Here is a 16811-nt window from a genome sequence, read left to right as displayed (position 1 = left end):
CAGCCACGAATACACGAATTTACACGAATCAGCGGCGACTAATCAATTCGTGATAATTGGTGTATTCGTGGCTAAAAGAATCAAAATTAAAATGACCAAAAAAACAATGGCTGTTTTGGCAGTTCTGCTGGCAACACTCGCCTTTAAACCTGTCACCGAGCAGCCCTCAAAATGGTTTCCGAAGTACGATTTCGATCCCGAAAAATTCCAAAACCCGTCTCAGGAATTCGGGCCGATGGCGCGTTGGTGGTGGCCGGGAAATGACGTGGAGACGAAAGAGTTGCAACGGGAAATTGATCTTTTTGCTGACAATACCTTTGCCGGTGTTGAGATACAGCCGCTGAAATTGGGCATACCCTTGTCAGACGAAAACCGGGATAAGGTGCTGAGCTGGGATACGCCGCAGTATTATGAAAATTTAAAAACGGTGATGGAGCAGTCGCGCAAAAGAGGACTGATCGTGGACATGACCAACGGCAGCGGCTGGCCTGCTGGTAGCGTTATTTTAGAGGCAAATGATGGTTTTCGAAATCTGAAATTTGCCGCGGTCAACGTCGAAGGCGGGAAAGCATTGACGATTGCATTACCCAAAGTAGTAAGCAAAATTGGCAGTGCTGTATTGCAGGCAGTTGTGGCTTCAAAAGTGGTTGGGACAAAGGAAGCGGTATCGCTCAGAACCGTTCCGTTGGACATTAATGCCACTGTGATTCTTACGGATCAGGTGAAGAACGACTCCATCAAATGCAATTTACCGGAAGGCAACTGGAAAATCATTGCATACTGGAGTTTGCCGAGCGGTGAAATGCCAATGGCCGCAGAACCCAAACAAGGTTACGTGGTAGATCATTTTGATTCGACAAAAGTGCTGAAACTTTATACCCATTTGTTCGGAGAGCGCACGGGTTTGAAGCCGTATTTTGGAAATCCCATGCGGGCGATTTTTAATGATAGCTACGAGTTTAAAGCCGACAGGCATTACTCCGCAGATTTTATTCCTTTTTTCAAAAAAAGAAGAGGGTATGATCCAACGCCTTATCTGGCGGCCAACATGCAGCGGGGCTATAATTATGTCCAGTTTATGAACCCGAATGCGCCTAAGGATTTTACATTTGATGCGGAGGCAGACGAGCGCATACGCCATGATTATGACCTGACTTTAAGCGAGCTTATGGGGGCGCATTTTTTGAAAACAAGCAAAAATTTCATGGAGCCAAAAGGCCTTCTGCACCGGACCCAGGCTTATGGGCTACACATGGATATGATGTCTATCGCAGGCCTGGCTTCCATTCCCGAAATGGAAAGTATGCTGGCATCCGAAGCGAATATGAAAATTGTGTCATCCGGCGCGCATTTGTATAACCGTCCGCTGGTTTCATCAGAATCGGTCGTATTTGCCAACAGGGCCTATATGACCACCCCGCAAAAGACCAGAATAGCCGTGGATAAATTATTCGCAGCCGGGGCTCAGCAAATTATTTATCACGGCATTCCTTACCGGTATACGCCGAAAGATTTTGCCAAAGAAGGCTGGTACCCTTTTTCAAGTGCAGCTCTGGCCATTGCCAATTTTGCATCGCAGTACGGCGAAACCGATATTTTCTGGAAATACCAGAAGGACATCAACCAATACATTCAGCGCACTCAATATGCGCTGCGATCTGGAAAGCCGAAAACAGATGTTTTGATTTATTTTCCATACATGAGCGTGGAGCAGATGCCTGACAATCCGGAAGAAATTATGACGATGGGCGAAATGGTTGGCGTTGAGCCGCCACTGGCCAAACGCAAAGAAATTTCGGGCGATAAAAGTATCTGGGCAGAAAAAACCTGGAAACTAATCAATCAATTGGAAGCAAAAGGCATTACCTGGGAATGGGTCAATGATAATTCTATACAGGAAGCGGCGCTAACAACTGATAAACAGATCAATATCCGCGGCAATATGTATCAGGCACTGATCCTGTCGGACAACGTGACGATGGAAATTAAAACAGCACAGCAAATTAAACTGTTGGCCGGCAAAGGAATGAAGCTCTTAAATTCCGGTGTTTTACCGGGCAAACAACCTTCGTTTTTGAATTGGAAAGAAAATGACAAGCTGGTAGGAAATCTTTTGAAAAACGCGCTAAGGCAAAAAAACAGCGTGCAAGTTGCTGATCACAAGCGACTAACCGACTGGATTTCTTCGCTGAAACAAACCGTTAAATTCGACGGAGACTACACTTTTACCCGTCAGGTTCAGCGGGAAATGACTGATGGAAGCCGCGTGCAGTTTGTATGGAACAAAAGCGATCAATGGCAGACGATCTCATTTTCATTGGATAAAAAATATGTGAACAGCTATTGGCTCAATGCCGAGGACGGGAGTAGAACCGCTAATCCGGAACGAGGAAAGGCAACTTGCCAAATCCCGCCGTACAGCTCTGTGGTACTCTATGCTTCTGTGAAAAAAGGGGTAGAAAATCCGTTATTATCGAAGTCTGTTTACGATCCTTCAAAAGCGGCAACAGTTTTAAATCTGGATAAATGGACCATTGTCGCCGATAGTGTAAAAGTTACCGACAGTGGATTGTTTGATTTTAAGAACAACGATAAATTTAAGTTAGCAGGGAGTGAAATTGTCTACACCAGTACTTTTGAATTAAAGGATATTCACCCTAAAATCAGCTACTTACTGGATCTGGGCAAAGTTTATCATACTGCCGAAGTGCAGGTCAACGGTAAGTTGGGAGGCAAAAGAATTTTTGCCCCATACATATTGGATCTGGGCAAATTGCTGCAAAAAGGTCCGAACAAAATTGAAATCCGCGTATTGCCAACCCAGCTGAATAATTTCATAGGCCAGGCGACGGCGGGTAACAAGCAATACAAACAGTTCCAAAAATCAGAAGGGCAATTCATGTCGAACGGACTCGTAGGACCTGTCAAAATTTTAGAAATCAGAAATTAGATCATGAAAAGATACATTTTTATAATAGGGATCATTGCGTTCGGTTTGGTTACAAACAGTTTTGGTAAAGATTTAAGTAAGCCTATCGTTCCGGGACGAATGATCTCTTTTGATGCGGACTGGAAATTCAAAAAAGGGAAGGACCTTGATGCAAAAGGGTTTGATTTTAATGACGCTAACTGGCGAAAACTGGACGTGCCGCATGACTGGAGTATTGAAGATTTAACTAATAGTCCCTCTGATAGTACGATCGGGCCGTTTTATAAAGGCGCTATTGGCAAGAATGCTACCGCTTTTACCGTCGGCGGAACGGCTTGGTACCGGAAAAGTTTTGTTTTAGATAAATCGGCGTTTGGCAAAAATGTTTTCATCCAGTTTGACGGTGTTTACATGAATGCTGATGTCTGGATTAATGGCCATCATTTGGGAAATCATCCCAGCGGATATACCTCGTTTAGTTATGATCTTACCCAGTTTTTAAACCCTGCGGATAAACCTAATGTCATCGCTGTGCGTGTTAAAAATGAAGGGGACAATTCCCGCTGGTATACAGGTTCTGGTATTTACCGCCATGTGTGGCTGTCCGTAGTGAGCCCGGCGCATATTCAAAACTGGGGTGTTAATATCATCTCTGACAAGGTTTCAAAACAATCAGCCGAAATTCATGTTACGACGGATTTTGTGGGGTTAAAAACCGGTACACCTTATTTGGTCACCACAGAATTGTATTCGCGTGATGGTAAATTGATCGCGACTCAAAATTCTGAAATTACATCCGTAAGTCAGATACAGCAAAAGATCACGGTTAAAAACCCTGATCTATGGGATCTTGATCATCCTGTTTTATACAAGGCCAAAATCATTTTGAAACAGAATGGTAAAAAGGTTGACGAATATACACAAGCGTTCGGGATTCGAAGCATCAATTTCGGTGCGAAAACAGGATTCTTGCTGAATGGGCAAAGTCTAAAAATCAAGGGCGGCTGTGTGCATCATGACAACGGACCGCTTGGTGCGGCAGTCATTGACCGGGCGGAAATCAGAAAAGTGCAGCTGCTGAAAAAGAATGGTTACAATGCGGTCAGGCTCGCGCACAATCCATTTTCGCCACAGTTTTTGGATGCGTGTGACAGTATCGGAATTTTGGTCATGAATGAGGCATTTGATATGTGGAACAAAACCAAGACGCCGGACGACTATGCGCTATATTTCAAGGAATGGGGGGTGAGGGATCTGGAATCCATCGTGATTCGGGACAGAAATCATCCTTCCATCATCATGTGGAGTATCGGCAATGAAATCCCGGAGATCGTCGACTCGCTGGGTTATAAAACCTCCGCCTTATTGGCAAATACGGTACGGAAACTGGATTCGACCCGGGCCGTAACCAATGCCGTGCCATTTTATCTGGCGATGGCCAAAGGAAAAAATTGGAATATGACAGCGCCAGCTTTTGCGAGCCTGGATGTGAGCGGCTACAATTATACGATGGGCAAATATGAGGACGACCACAAAAAGTATCCAGACAGGATTATGGTGGCAACCGAATATTTCCCACCCAAAGCGCTTGAAAACTGGAATGCTGTGGAGAAAAACGATTATGTCATCGGGACATTCAGCTGGGCAGCGATCGATTATTTGGGTGAAGCAGGAATTGGCCTGGCGCGGCTAAAACCAGTGGATGAGAAACCTGGCGGTTTTGTCGAAGCTTTTATGTCACCCCAATGGCCAATTTTTAATTCCTACACAGGCGAACTGGATTTGATCGGAAATAAAAAGTCTGCCTCGTATTATCTGGATGTGGTCTGGAGACGGAGCCTCATTGAAACGATGGTTCACCGGCCAATTCCGAAAGGCATGAAAGATATGCCGGGCTTTTACGGGTTTCCTGATGAACTGAAATGCTGGACCTGGCCAGGACATGAGAATGATTCCCTGGAAATCAGGGTTTTTACAAGAAGTCCAAAAGTGAAACTGGAATTGAATGGCAAAGTGATTGCAGAACAGACCGTGCAGGAGGGTTCAATTATTGCTACATTCAAAATTGCGTATACACCTGGAAAACTGGTGGCCCGCTGTTATGAAGGAGAAAAAGAAATCGCTTCTGAAATACTTTCAACAACCGGAAAACCAGCTGCTATCCGTTTAAAGGCAGAAAGAGGAGCAACCAAAGCCAGCCAGAATGATCTTGCCTACATCGCCGTCGAAATTGTGGACGAAGCGGGTCAGGTCGTGCCGAGTTCGGATGATTTTTTAGTCAAATATCAAATATCCGGAAATGGCGTCCTGGCTGGCGTTGGCAACGGAAATCCAAAGGATATGTCGAGCTTTCAGAAACCGGAGAAAAAAGTGTTTCAGGGGAGGGGTTTGTTGATTGTCCGTCCTACGAAAGTGGCGGGTGAAATCGTCATTAGGGCAGAGGTGGAAGGGTTGAAAGTGGGAGAAGTCCGCATCAAGACTTATTGATTTTGCGATGCGCGAATCGATTTTCCATCAGCAGCGCCGCGCAGAGCTTGTTTGGCTGGCTGAGTTGGAACTGTAACCGCCGGTAAAATTCAGGTTCACGGTGAATATTAATTCTTTTTGAAAGTATTTTTAAAAAGACGTGGGGGTAAGTCTAATGTCTATTGTCTTGGTTTAGGACAATAGGTGAGGCCATCTTTTCGGACCTCATCCTTAGAAATTGACCACGAAACTTTAAATAATTTCAAAATGAAAAAATTGCTTGCTTGTATCCTGCTTGGCTTAATGGGGTTTGCTGGATTCGGCCAAACTCCCACCAGCCAGCCCAGCGCTGAAACCCTGGATTCGATCCGGTTCGTCTATTACCGGATGGCCGCATTGAAGTATCCCACGATCCGACAGGCGGGTATTTCGACTGATATTATATCGGAGGCAAATGTGCGTTCAAACCTGAGGGACGGAGAGTTGTTTCAGGGAAAGGCCCAAATCACCCGGGTAAAAGCTTATTTTAATCTGCCGATATCATCCTGGGGCAAGAACACCGTATCTGCGACATTTGGTGTGATCAATGAGCATACCAGCATAAGTAATGTCGTTAACCCCAACTCGCTGCTTGGAATTAAAAACATGGATACGAATTTTACCACATTCAACTTTTCAGGAAGTTTTAGCCGGTCGGATTCAGTTTTCGGTAAACCCGTCACGTACAGTGCGACTGTCTCGGCTGTGACAAATGCTTCATTGAACCGGATGCGATTGACAGGTATGGGATTTGCAACAGTTAATTTAATCAGAAATCCGGTTACCAGCTTGTCTGTTGGTGCTGTGCTGATTGCTGACCGTTCGTCAATTGTCCCTGGTTACCTGCTGATCAGTTACAGCAGAAAATTTTCCAATCTTGGCCTTGAACTTTTGGCAGATCTACCAGCGCGGGTTATCGTAAGGAAAGAGCTTTCTGCTAAAAGTTTCCTATCAGCAGGTAGTGAACTGGGAGGGAATATGTTCTTTTTTAATCCAAAACAATCGGATCTGCCTACCAATGCGATCAGTACTTCACTCACCATCAAATCGGGGGTTACGTTCGAGCATTTACTTTCTAAAAGTATAGTATTGGGCGTTAGTGCAGGGATCATGTCCACGCCCATGACGAAAGCACTGAACACCTATGGAAGCTCATCAGATTATTTTATCAAAACAAAGAGCACAAGCGCGCCTTACGTGAATTTCTCTGTTTCGTTCCTGCCATTCTGGAAGGGTTTGAAATTGTAAGTAATCGTATTGATCCTGATTTTCAGGCGGTCATTGATTTCTATTCAGCACACTCAAATTCCCGCCGCATCAGTTCGATGATGTTTTGGTAAGCTGATAAGTCAGGATAAGTTGCTGGTCTCTGGCCAAACCCAATTTAGAATGTAGCCCGCAGAATAATTTGGCGAATTATCCTGTGGTAATGAACAAATCTGGATTTACTTGTATATCAAAGCCATAACTCGGATTTCGCTGCAACAGTATTTTCCCAAAGGTCTTGAACAGTGGCGGAATGGAGCCGGACAGTGGGTTCGTTTTGGAGGCTTAGTTAGTTGACGGCCCAATTCATTTGCGTGACAAATCTGAAATCCAATACCACAATCTGATTAACGGTCAGCCAGCAGGGTTTGAGCAGTCTAAAGTCATTTTATCGTTACGTAAGCCCCGTGAAGTTACCGTGGACGAAACTGCTACTGAATTCAGGGTTTCTTTGCCGCTGCTTTAATTCGGTGATAGGGGTACCAGCAACAAGTTCAAAGATGGAATGAAATTTAAAATTAGGTGAGATCGTAAAGCGACCTTGGTCCGGAGATTACTTTTCGATGAGAATTTTATCCCGCCTCCGACCATAAAACTTAACCCCTTCATACCAAACCGTAAACACAAACCCCACACTGATACTGATCAGCAACTGGCTAACACTCACCATTTCAAGACTAAAAAACCGGGTAATGCCTGGTATCACAAAAATGAGAACCGAAAGCAGGATTGTGATGCCAATGATCAGCGGCACCAGGCTGTTTTTATAGTGTAATGTCGTGAAAATGGAGTGGGAGAATGAACGGTTTACCAGCGTCAAAAATACATTCGCAGCCAAAAGTCCGATAAAAACCATGGATCGGGTAAGCGCTTCATCATAGGATTGCATCACCGCGTAGTTATATAGCAGCAGCATTCCCGCTGTGATTACCAGTCCTTGCAATATGCTGACTGACAGCTCTTTTAAACTGAAAAAAGTTGATGTAAAGGGTCTTGTTTTTTGTAGTAAGAGGTCCTTTTCCATGGGTTCGTTTTCATAAATAATGGAGCAGGTCGGGCCCATGATCAGCTCGAAGAATATGATATGGACCGGCGTGAAAATATTCGGATAGATCCAGCCCAATGCTAGTGGAATAAAAACGGTGAGGATAATGGGGATGTGAATGGAAATGATGTAGCGGATTGCGTTTTTTAGGCTGACATAAATTTTGCGGCCCATCGCCACAGCATCTACCATTTTGGCCAGATCATCGTCTGCTAAAATCAGCGAGGAAGCCTGTTTCGCAATTTCCGTGCCCTTTTTGCCCATAGCAATTCCGATATGTGCGGCTTTCAGTGCCGGGCCGTCATTAACGCCGTCGCCGGTCATGGCGACAATCTGTCCCTGCGCTTTCAGTGCATTAACAACCTTTAATTTTGCTTCCGGGAACATTCTTGCAAAAATGCTTGTCTGCATCACTTTCTGCTGCAAGGTATTGTCGTCCATAGCAACCAGCTCGTCGCCTAATAAAACGTTTTCTGCACCCTCGAACCCAATTTGTCTGGCAATGTTTTGCGTTGTGGCCGCATTGTCACCCGTAATGATTTTTACCTGGATACCGGCTTTGTAAAATGATTCAAAAACCGAACGGATATTTGCTTTCGGAGGATCATAAAAAGCAACCAGACCCAGAAATTGAAACGAAAGCTGCTGCTGTTTTTCGGGAAATACATCACCGGAAAATGTACTTTCACCCACACCTAATATTCGGTAACCTTTGGCTGCCAGCCCATTAACTGCGTCGAGTATGTCGGTCTGCTGGCTATCCGATAATCCCGAAAGTGCCATTAATGCTTCCGGCGCACCTTTGGCTGCGATGATGCGTTCGCCCTCCGTATTCTCGAATACATGCGTCATCATGGGTGGCTTGCCTTCCAGCGGATATTCATGAACGAGCCTGAATTCCGGTCTGCTATCCACCGCTGAAAGTTTTCCATATGCTTCATGCAGCGCAATTTCCATGGGGTCGAAAGGCACTGGTTCGCTGGACCACATTGCCATGGCCAGCAGTTTTTGACCTTCCGTTTTTAATGTCTCGTCTGGTATTTGAATAGAATTTGTCGCCTGCACATATACACTGACCAGCTCCATTTTATTTTCTGTGATCGTTCCGGTTTTGTCTGTGCAAATGACTGTGGCGCTGCCGAGCGTTTCAATGGTCTGCGTTCGTTTGACGATGATCCCCATTTTCATCAGCCGCCACGCACCCAGCGCCATAAACGTAGTAAATGCCACCGGGATCTCTTCGGGTAAAATACTCATCGCAAGCGTTAACGCTTTCAAAAGACTATCTAAAAACTGCCCAGTGCGAATGTAATTGATACCCCAAACGATCAGGAAAACAACGCCGCCAATGATCGCCATTTTCTTGACGAAATTGGTGATCTGTACCTGCAGTGGGGTAGGTTCCTGCTCAATCGATTCCAGGCTTATTCCGATCAGTCCGAGCCGGGTTTTGTTCCCAATCGCATTGATTTCCGCGATTGCCCTGCCGCTGGTTACGAGTGTTCCCTGAAAAACTTCTGTTTTTGCATCGTTTTTGATAACCGGAAGCGATTCACCGGTAAGAATAGATTCATTTACAGAAAAATCATGCGCTTCCACGATCGATGCATCCGCAGGATTTTTGTTGCCTTCCTCCAATATCAGATAGTCTCCGATCACAAGCTCCTCTCTGAGAATTTCGACTTCGACACCATTGCGGACCACTTTACACTTGGGTTGTGTGAGTGTTTTCAACTCCGCAAGCGCATTACGGCTTCGGATATCCTGGTAGATCGAAATTGCAGAAATGACAATAATGGCCCCGAGCATAAACAAGCCTTCTCCCAGTGAACCCGTCACAAAATAAATGGCGGAGGCGGCGATCAAAAGGATTAGCATTGGCTCTTTGACCAAACCCAGCACGGCAGTTAAAAGGCCGTTTTTGCCCGTATCTTCTATTTTGTTCTCGCCGTGATTGGCGCGGGATTGGTTGACTTGGTCGGTTGTGAGGCCTTGATGGAGGGTGGTAGGGGTGGGCATGTGGGGAGGTTTAATCGGTGCCAAACTGGGCAATCCGCTCAGTACAAATCCGTTCGGTCAATTCTTTCAAGATTTTCACGCGCTCGGCCAGATATTCCAATTCCGATTTTTCGATCTTGTAATTCATGTCATATCGCGCATCGATGTAGGCTTTTTTGAGAAGTTTAAACAGCCGTGCTTCTTCGGCTGTATTTTTAGGAAAAGCAGTTACAAAGTCAGGGTGAAGTTTTTCGACTTGTTTTCCTAATTCCTCAATGTCGTGCGTTCTGGGTTTGTAATCCGTAAAAACGAGGAGAATTGCAGCGTACAACCGTTCAGTGGTTTGATGCAACAAAAAGGCAGCCTCATTATAGTAGGCTAAGTTGTTCTCTCCATTTTGAAAGGCAAAATTGAAGGTTTCCAAAAAGCGGCTTGCGCTTTCAAACCAATGCTTAAATGCATTACTAGCTTTTTTGTGTCTTGCCCGAGGACTCAGCTGTTTCGGCTCGGATAAACTAAATTTTCCGGAGTCAAAAAGCAAAATCCCTTCTTTCAAAATATCTACAAAAAAGTAGTAGTTCCGTTCGATCTTATCATTCACAAACCAAACGCTATGTTGGATAATGTTGGTTTTCGTAATGTCTTGATTAGCCGCCAAGTCCTTGTCCAAATCCTGCCACTTTTTTTGTCCTCTCGCCGCCTTTCTATCTTTTGTAATTACAAGAATATCATAGTCGCTCACATATTCGTACGTCTCCTGAAAATCCTCCACCCAATCGCCGCGCGCATGACTGCCAAAAAGAATGATCATTTCGGCGGGTACTTTGGATAGGATGATTTCGGTGAGGGTTTTTAGTTCGGTTTGTTTGTCTTCGGGGAGGTGGGATAGGGTGGTTTTCATGTGGTGTGTGGGCGTTAGTGTGTGAGATTGTCAGCAAGCGAATTTTTTATGATTGAGTTCTACGTTAAAGTGAACCTTGGCTCCCAATGCGTCAAATACTTTTAGAATTGTTTCAAACCTTGCATTTTTTACGCTGTTCTCTATTTTAGAAATCTGGGCTTTCTGCACGCCTACAAGTTCGCCTAATTGTTCTTGTGTCAGATTGCGTTCCTGTCTTGCTTGTTTGATGGCGTGCCCCAACAAATCAATTCTCAGTTCATTTTCAAAAGCTTCCCGTTTCTCTGTTCCAGGCTCGCCAATGTGTTTGTCAATCATTTGGTCAAGCGAAACTGTTTTAAATTTATCCATAATCATTTCATTTTTGCCTTATTGTCCAAATATTGTTTCCTTATTTCTTCGGCTTTCTTAATTTCTTTTGATGGTGTTTTCTGCGTCTTTTTTAGGATGCCGTGTGTCGCCACGATCAATGTTTCTTTACCATCAATTTTGTCCCAAAACGAAAAAAGCCGAAAAGCCTTGCTTTTGTAGAGCGTCCTAAACCCAAATGCAGTCATTCAGTTTTTTGAAAAGCTCATTGTCGTTCACAAATTGAGATTTCTTGATGTTATAGTAAATTTTCTCTCTTGTTTTCTCGTCAAGGGTTTCTAAAAACTCGACGGCTTCGGGTAACAATGCTATCTCAAAGTTTGGCCTCATTCGCAAATTTGTCAAAGGTATGAAATTTCCCAATTGGGAAACAGTGTGTTAATGAAATTTAATCCTCCACCCAATCGCCACGCGCACGACTGCCGAAAAGGATGATCATTTCGGCTGGGACTTTGGATAGGATGATTTCGGTAAGGGTTTTAATTCTTCTTGCTTGTCGTCCGGGAGGTGGGAGAGGGTGGTTTTCATGGGTGTGTGAAGATTTGCTGTTCATATTCCTCGTATAAATCATAGCAGAGTGATTGATCGGATAAATATCGCCCAGTTGCTAGTTGAGCTTTGAAATACTTATAATAATCGTCATAAGCATTTCCAAATATTTCCTTCCAGGCGTCATCCTGCAACTCAGTAACAGTTATATTTTTGGCGGTTATTAAAAGCAAAATGTGCTGTCCTCTCTTATTACCAATGCCATCCTTCCAAACAACCAAGCCGATTTCTATTTTCTCATTATCAATTGAAATGATGTGCTCATAGAGATATTCGCCAATTGAAGTCGATCTGATTTTCTGAATCTCACCATTTTCGTCCACAGTGTTAAATGTCAGGTTCGTTATCTCAAATTCAATTAGAATTGGGAAGACAAGCTTTTCATGGTCAATGTCTAGCTTTTTCTTGTCAACGATTACTTCTGAAAAAACATGAGTTGTAAAATCGTTAAGCTTGATCGTGAGTTTATTTGCCGTAATTTTTGTCCCGATAAACCAACTGTCATGTAACAACCCCAGGTACTTATAATAGAGTCCAAGTCTATGTGCATTCTCTGTAACCAATTTTTCATTTTCCTCAAAAGTATTTGCGTCAATTTCGATATCCACAAAATGGTCAGCCAATAATGGTGCAACATTTATAATATTCTTTGTCATACCGTCACACTCAGTTTCAAATTGCCACCCAAACCTTCCCTAACAATCCGCATCAACCTTGAAAGCCTGATGTCGCTCGCGTTGTTTTCAATGCGCGAAATGTAAGTTTTCGTCGTACCGCATTTTGTCGCAAGTTGTTCTTGTGTCAAACCTTGTTTCCTGCGCAATTCCTGAATCATAGCCCCCAATTTAAAGGCTTCGAATTCTTCTTCGAATTGCTCTCCCGCAGCCATTCCTCGTTTTCCGTATTGGTCATCCAAATGTGAGTAGAAGGAGGTTGATTTTTTATTTTGCATTCCGTTGTTCATTAGGCCAATTTAACATACTGATTTTCCAACGTCACATTGAAATGAATATCCGCTTTCAAAGCCTTGAAGACTTTTAAAATGGTGTCAATGGTCGCACTATTGGTACTACTTTCTAATTTGGATATCTGAGATTTTTGTACGCCAACGAGCTGTCCCAATTGTTCTTGTGTCAGGTTACGTTCTTGCCGTGCTGTTTTTATCATTCGCCCCAAAACGTCCATACGAAGTTCATATTCGTATTCATCCCTTTCAGTTGAACCGACCTGACCGATATACTTATCTTTCATTTCAGCAAGTGAATATGATTTCATTTCTTTCGCTGCCATCTTTTATTTTAGGATCGTTAGTTTGTTCAGCAAGGTCTATATTGTAAAATACCTTTCTCGCAGATTTTAGGTCAAGCCCGGCAATGAATTTGTCAGCTTCTTCTAAAAACCTGGTTTGAAAGTATCGCATTCGTTTTTCAGGCGAAGATGCAGAAAGTTTCCAAATATTGCAACATTATGGCTGCTGATTTTAGATAGTTTGGCGGATCATCACCAAAGACGAAAATAATGGCGCATGGCTGGATTGCGAAGATTAACCGTCTCGACTCCCCCTCAACTCTTCCCAAAAACCAACAAAGGCACCGCCGGATGGTACGAATACTCAGCCGATTTGCTGGACAGAAATATCTTCTCAAACAAATTCCTGTGATGCTCGGTGAACATGACTAGCATGGATGGCTTGGTCCTCAGGATGGCTGCTTCGATATGTGAAACCAGACTTTCGGCGGGTTCAAAAAACTTAATGTCCAGTTTCAGGTGCAAGTGGTCCGACTTTTTGGCTGCCTGCTCGATCTTTTCAGGGTCGATGTGGGTTTGCAGGAAAGTGGTGAAATGGAGCAGTTGTACTTCGGCTTTGATAGGAGTGGCAAATGCGGCGACGGTTTCCAATTCTTTATCCAGGTTCGTAAGATCGGAAGCATAGAGGATACTCGTAACCTTTCTGGATTTATACGTATAGGGCACAGCGATCACGGGTATGTCGGAATTATTGATCAGATTGGCTGTATTCGTGCCCAGAAGTCTTTGCAATTTGCCTGCTCCGCGTGTGCTGATGCATATAAAATCAAAGTTGTGCTCACCTGCATATTCCATGATATTGCCTTGGGCGAAAACCGAACTTTTGATCACACATTTGCTGTGTTCCGGTTTGATTGCAAGTTCCTGGTAAACCTTTTCAACAAACAGGTCAAGCTTCTGCTGAACCTTCGCGGCTTCTGATTTTTCATATTCCTTGATCTTAGTTGTAGGCCAGGCAGTGGGCGACATAATATTGTAGGAATGAAAGAAAGTCAGGGCAAACTTACTTTGCGAAGCCAATTGAATGGCAAACCGTAGGCCAGCTTTGGAGCCCGACGAGAAATCGGTGGTAACAAGTATTTTTTTCATGATTGATGGATGATCGGCTGGTGGGGAAGAATAAGTTTGAATAAAGGTCAGCCTATTTTGACCGCAACTTGTTACAGATCTGCCGCTACAAGTTGCATTAATCACAGGTGTGATCAACGCCTGTACTACTTTATCGGGAAAAGTAAACGGACAGTTTGTATCACCAAAACAGGCGCAATCCCGGCGGCCAAAATCAGTTCCAGTGTTTCTATATCAAGCATTTGAAGGGACAATATTTGTCGGAGGAATGGTATAAAAAAGGTGGCGATCATAATCAGGATGCATAAGGCCAGCGCCATCCAGATGAATTTGTTACGGGTGATTTCATTGTTGAAAAAACGAAGCTTTCCGGAATACATATTAAACACATGGAGCAGCTGCGCAAGCGAAAGCGCGAAAAAAGTGATGGTATTTCCTTCTTCCGCGCTCATTCCCAATCGATTGATTGCGTACCAGTATACACCCAGTACGGAGGCTGTCATGACGAGGGCATAAAATACAATTCTTTTCCAATCCGCTTTTTGTAAAATGGGCTGTTTGGGATCCCTGGGCGGAGATTTCATTAGTTTTTTGTTGTCTTTTCCTACCCCGAGTGCGAGCGCCGGGAACACGTCGGTAATGATGTTGATAAAAAGGATTTGCAAGGGTAGGAGCGGGCTCCCCACATTGAGAAAACCGGCAAAGGTGACGACGAAGATTTCACTCATATTGCAGGACAGCAGAAAGACGATGAATTTCCTGATATTTTCAAAAATCACCCGTCCCTGCTCAATCGCGTGTACAATGGATGCGAAGGAATCATTTTTCAAAACCATATCGGCCGCTTCGGCGGCTACTGCCGTGCCGCGAAGTCCCATGGCTATACCAATGTCCGATTTTTTCAGCGCAGGGGCATCATTCACACCATCGCCCGTCATACCGGCAATGTCTCCCTGTTTTTGGTAGAAATCGATCATATCCAGTTTTTGCGCGGGATTTACCCTGGCAAATACACGGCATTCCATCATCTTTTTTTGGTCATCAGCAGATGAAAAATCGAATGATTCCAGGTCTTTCCCCGTGAGGACAAGCTGCTCATCCGGCCCGACCAAATTTACCTGTTTCGCGATTTTCAGCGAAGTGGCGGGATGATCTCCCGTAACCATAATGACCTTGATGCCTGCATCATGGCACGCATTCAATGATTTGATCACTTCCTTACGCGGCGGGTCCAGGAACCCGATCAGTCCTGCATAAGTCAAATTTCCTTCATGTGTAAAGTTTTCTCCCGGTTTTACATTGGTCTGCCGGTAGGCGAAGGCCAGGGTGCGAAGCCCGTCGGCTGCCATGAGCTCGGATACTTCCAATTCTTTGTCCCTGTCTTGCTGATTGTTCCAACTGCAAAGTGCAGATACTTCTTCCACCGCACCTTTTACACCAATAAAATAATCGGCTCCAACCTGATCCAGCGTTGCCATCATACGCGTCTCAGAACTGAACGCATGTTCGGCCTGCCGCTTGTAATCATGATGTAATTGGTGCAGATCTATACCTGCCGCACGTCCATACGAAAGCAAAGCAACTTCGACCGGATCGCCCAATTCTTTCCGGTCCGATTTCTTTGAGTCTAATTGTGCATTGTTAACCAACGCGCCAATTCGGGCAAGCATTTCAAGTTCGGGTGAATGGATCAGCTGTTGGTCTCCTTGTGTGACTTCAAGTGTTGCAGCGCCACTGTTGTCCGAATTCAGACGAACGGTAAAGTCGTTTCCGGCTACCCTTAGCGCATGGACTTCAATTTTGTTCTGGGTGAGTGTCCCGGTTTTATCGGTAAAAATAACATTGGTACCGCCGAGTGTTTCCACTGCAGACAGACGTTTCACAATCACTTTTTTCTCAGCCAGGCGGAGCATTCCGTAGGCCAGCGCGACAGTTGCCACTACCGACATACCTTCCGGAATGGCCGCAATAGCCAGCGCAACGGCGGTTTCAATAAGTTGTTTGATTTCCTGTCCTCTTAAAAAGCCGACGATCAAAAACAATGTCGCCATACCCAATGTGACCCAGATCAGCACTTTTCCTAATGCATCCAGTTTTGCTTCCAAAGGTGTAGCCGTGCGTTTGGCTTCGCTGACCATGGTTGCGATCTTGCCCAGCTCTGTTCCTTGCCCGATACCGGTTACCATTGCTTTGGCATTGCCATTGGTGATGGCAGTTCCCTTGAACAGCCGGTCGTGCCGGTCGCCAAGCGGCGCATCTTCGGCAGATGCATCAGTATTTTTCTGAGATGGGACAGATTCGCCTGTTAATGCAGATTCGTCAATCGTCAACTGGTTGACTTCCAGGATCAATGCATCGGCGGGTATCAAATCCCCGGCTTCTAAAATCAGGATATCGCCTATGGTCACCTGTTCGGAAGGGATTTCGATAATGAGTTTGTCGCGAAGGACTCTTGCAGGCGTTGTGTCTAGTTTTCGCAATGCTTCCATGGACTGCCTTGCATTGTATTCGAGCACAAAACCGGTGGCCGCATTGATGATAATGACAGCAATCACCGCAAAGCCTTCAAGCGAATCGCCAAGAAAAAAGGATACGACTGCGGCGGCTGCCAAGATCCAGACGATCACACTATTCACCTGCCGCAAAAGAATGGACCAGATGCTTTCAGGTTTCACTTGTTCCAGTGCATTCAGGCCAAATTGCTGAATGCGTGAGGATGCTTCCTGATTGGACAATCCCGTTTTTAAATCTGTAATAGCGAGCTTGCCAGGCTCCTCGGAGGTATTTTGGCGCGGTGTTTCTGACATGTTGCTAGTTTATATTTCGAATTACGCATTCCCTTATTTCTAATATGCAACGCGTATCTGCCATCTTGG

General features: G+C 44.7%; 13 protein-coding genes. 3 read left to right on the top strand and 10 right to left on the bottom strand.

The annotated features are described in order from the left end of the window. Positions 1–91 precede the first annotated feature (91 nt). From ABIO93_RS18425 to ABIO93_RS18415, 3 genes are all read left to right on the top strand, one after another. Entirely contained in the window at positions 92–2950 is a 2859-nt protein-coding gene (locus ABIO93_RS18425; protein WP_348070275.1) for a glycosyl hydrolase, read from the top strand. Between the two features lie 3 nt (positions 2951–2953). After that, complete coding sequence (locus ABIO93_RS18420) at positions 2954–5416, top strand: glycoside hydrolase family 2 TIM barrel-domain containing protein (RefSeq protein ID WP_348070273.1); 2463 nt, start codon at positions 2954–2956, stop codon at positions 5414–5416. A 246-nt stretch (positions 5417–5662) separates the two neighbouring features. Beyond that, complete coding sequence (locus ABIO93_RS18415; protein ID WP_348070271.1) at positions 5663–6682, top strand: hypothetical protein; 1020 nt, start codon at positions 5663–5665, stop codon at positions 6680–6682. A gap of 571 nt (positions 6683–7253) precedes the next feature. Here ABIO93_RS18415 and ABIO93_RS18410 read toward each other — a convergent pair. The 10 genes from ABIO93_RS18410 to ABIO93_RS18365 all read right to left on the bottom strand — a co-directional run bounded on the left by ABIO93_RS18410 (position 7254) and on the right by ABIO93_RS18365 (position 16742). Beyond that, positions 7254–9764, bottom strand: coding sequence for a cation-translocating P-type ATPase (locus ABIO93_RS18410; protein WP_348070269.1), 2511 nt, complete (start codon positions 9762–9764; stop codon positions 7254–7256). 10 nt (positions 9765–9774) lie between these two features. Further along, positions 9775–10644 (bottom strand): HEPN domain-containing protein, encoded by an 870-nt coding sequence (locus tag ABIO93_RS18405; RefSeq protein WP_348070267.1) that lies wholly within the window; start codon positions 10642–10644, stop codon positions 9775–9777. 30 nt (positions 10645–10674) lie between these two features. After that, the gene (locus ABIO93_RS18400) at positions 10675–10992 is read right to left on the bottom strand and encodes a helix-turn-helix transcriptional regulator (protein ID WP_348070265.1); all 318 of its coding nucleotides are present in this window, start codon (positions 10990–10992) and stop codon (positions 10675–10677) included. A gap of 2 nt (positions 10993–10994) precedes the next feature. Further along, a complete protein-coding gene (locus ABIO93_RS18395) occupies positions 10995–11198 on the bottom strand; it encodes a type II toxin-antitoxin system RelE/ParE family toxin (protein ID WP_348070263.1) in 204 nt (67 codons plus the stop codon). Then, complete coding sequence (locus ABIO93_RS18390) at positions 11179–11340, bottom strand: hypothetical protein (RefSeq protein WP_348070261.1); 162 nt, start codon at positions 11338–11340, stop codon at positions 11179–11181. Before ABIO93_RS18390 ends, ABIO93_RS18395 begins: the two co-directional genes overlap by 20 nt. A 194-nt stretch (positions 11341–11534) precedes the next feature. Then, positions 11535–12215 carry a hypothetical protein gene (locus ABIO93_RS18385; protein ID WP_348070259.1) on the bottom strand — a complete coding sequence of 227 codons (681 nt, stop codon included), beginning with the start codon at positions 12213–12215 and terminating at the stop codon, positions 11535–11537. After that, the gene (locus tag ABIO93_RS18380; RefSeq protein ID WP_348070257.1) at positions 12212–12511 is read right to left on the bottom strand and encodes a helix-turn-helix transcriptional regulator; all 300 of its coding nucleotides are present in this window, start codon (positions 12509–12511) and stop codon (positions 12212–12214) included. The genes ABIO93_RS18385 and ABIO93_RS18380 overlap by 4 nt, the downstream gene beginning before the upstream one ends. 11 nt (positions 12512–12522) lie before the next feature. After that, complete coding sequence (locus ABIO93_RS18375; RefSeq protein WP_348070255.1) at positions 12523–12849, bottom strand: helix-turn-helix transcriptional regulator; 327 nt, start codon at positions 12847–12849, stop codon at positions 12523–12525. A gap of 273 nt (positions 12850–13122) precedes the next feature. Beyond that, the gene (locus tag ABIO93_RS18370) at positions 13123–13956 is read right to left on the bottom strand and encodes a universal stress protein (protein ID WP_348070253.1); all 834 of its coding nucleotides are present in this window, start codon (positions 13954–13956) and stop codon (positions 13123–13125) included. A gap of 125 nt (positions 13957–14081) precedes the next feature. Further along, positions 14082–16742 (bottom strand): cation-transporting P-type ATPase, encoded by a 2661-nt coding sequence (locus tag ABIO93_RS18365; protein ID WP_348070251.1) that lies wholly within the window; start codon positions 16740–16742, stop codon positions 14082–14084. Positions 16743–16811 lie beyond the last annotated feature (69 nt).

The sequence above is a fragment of the Dyadobacter sp. genome (assembly GCF_039919315.1).
In the GTDB taxonomy this organism is placed as follows: domain Bacteria; phylum Bacteroidota; class Bacteroidia; order Cytophagales; family Spirosomataceae; genus Dyadobacter.
Note: the sequence above shows the minus strand (reverse complement) of the source record. Positions and strands in the feature narration are given on the sequence as shown.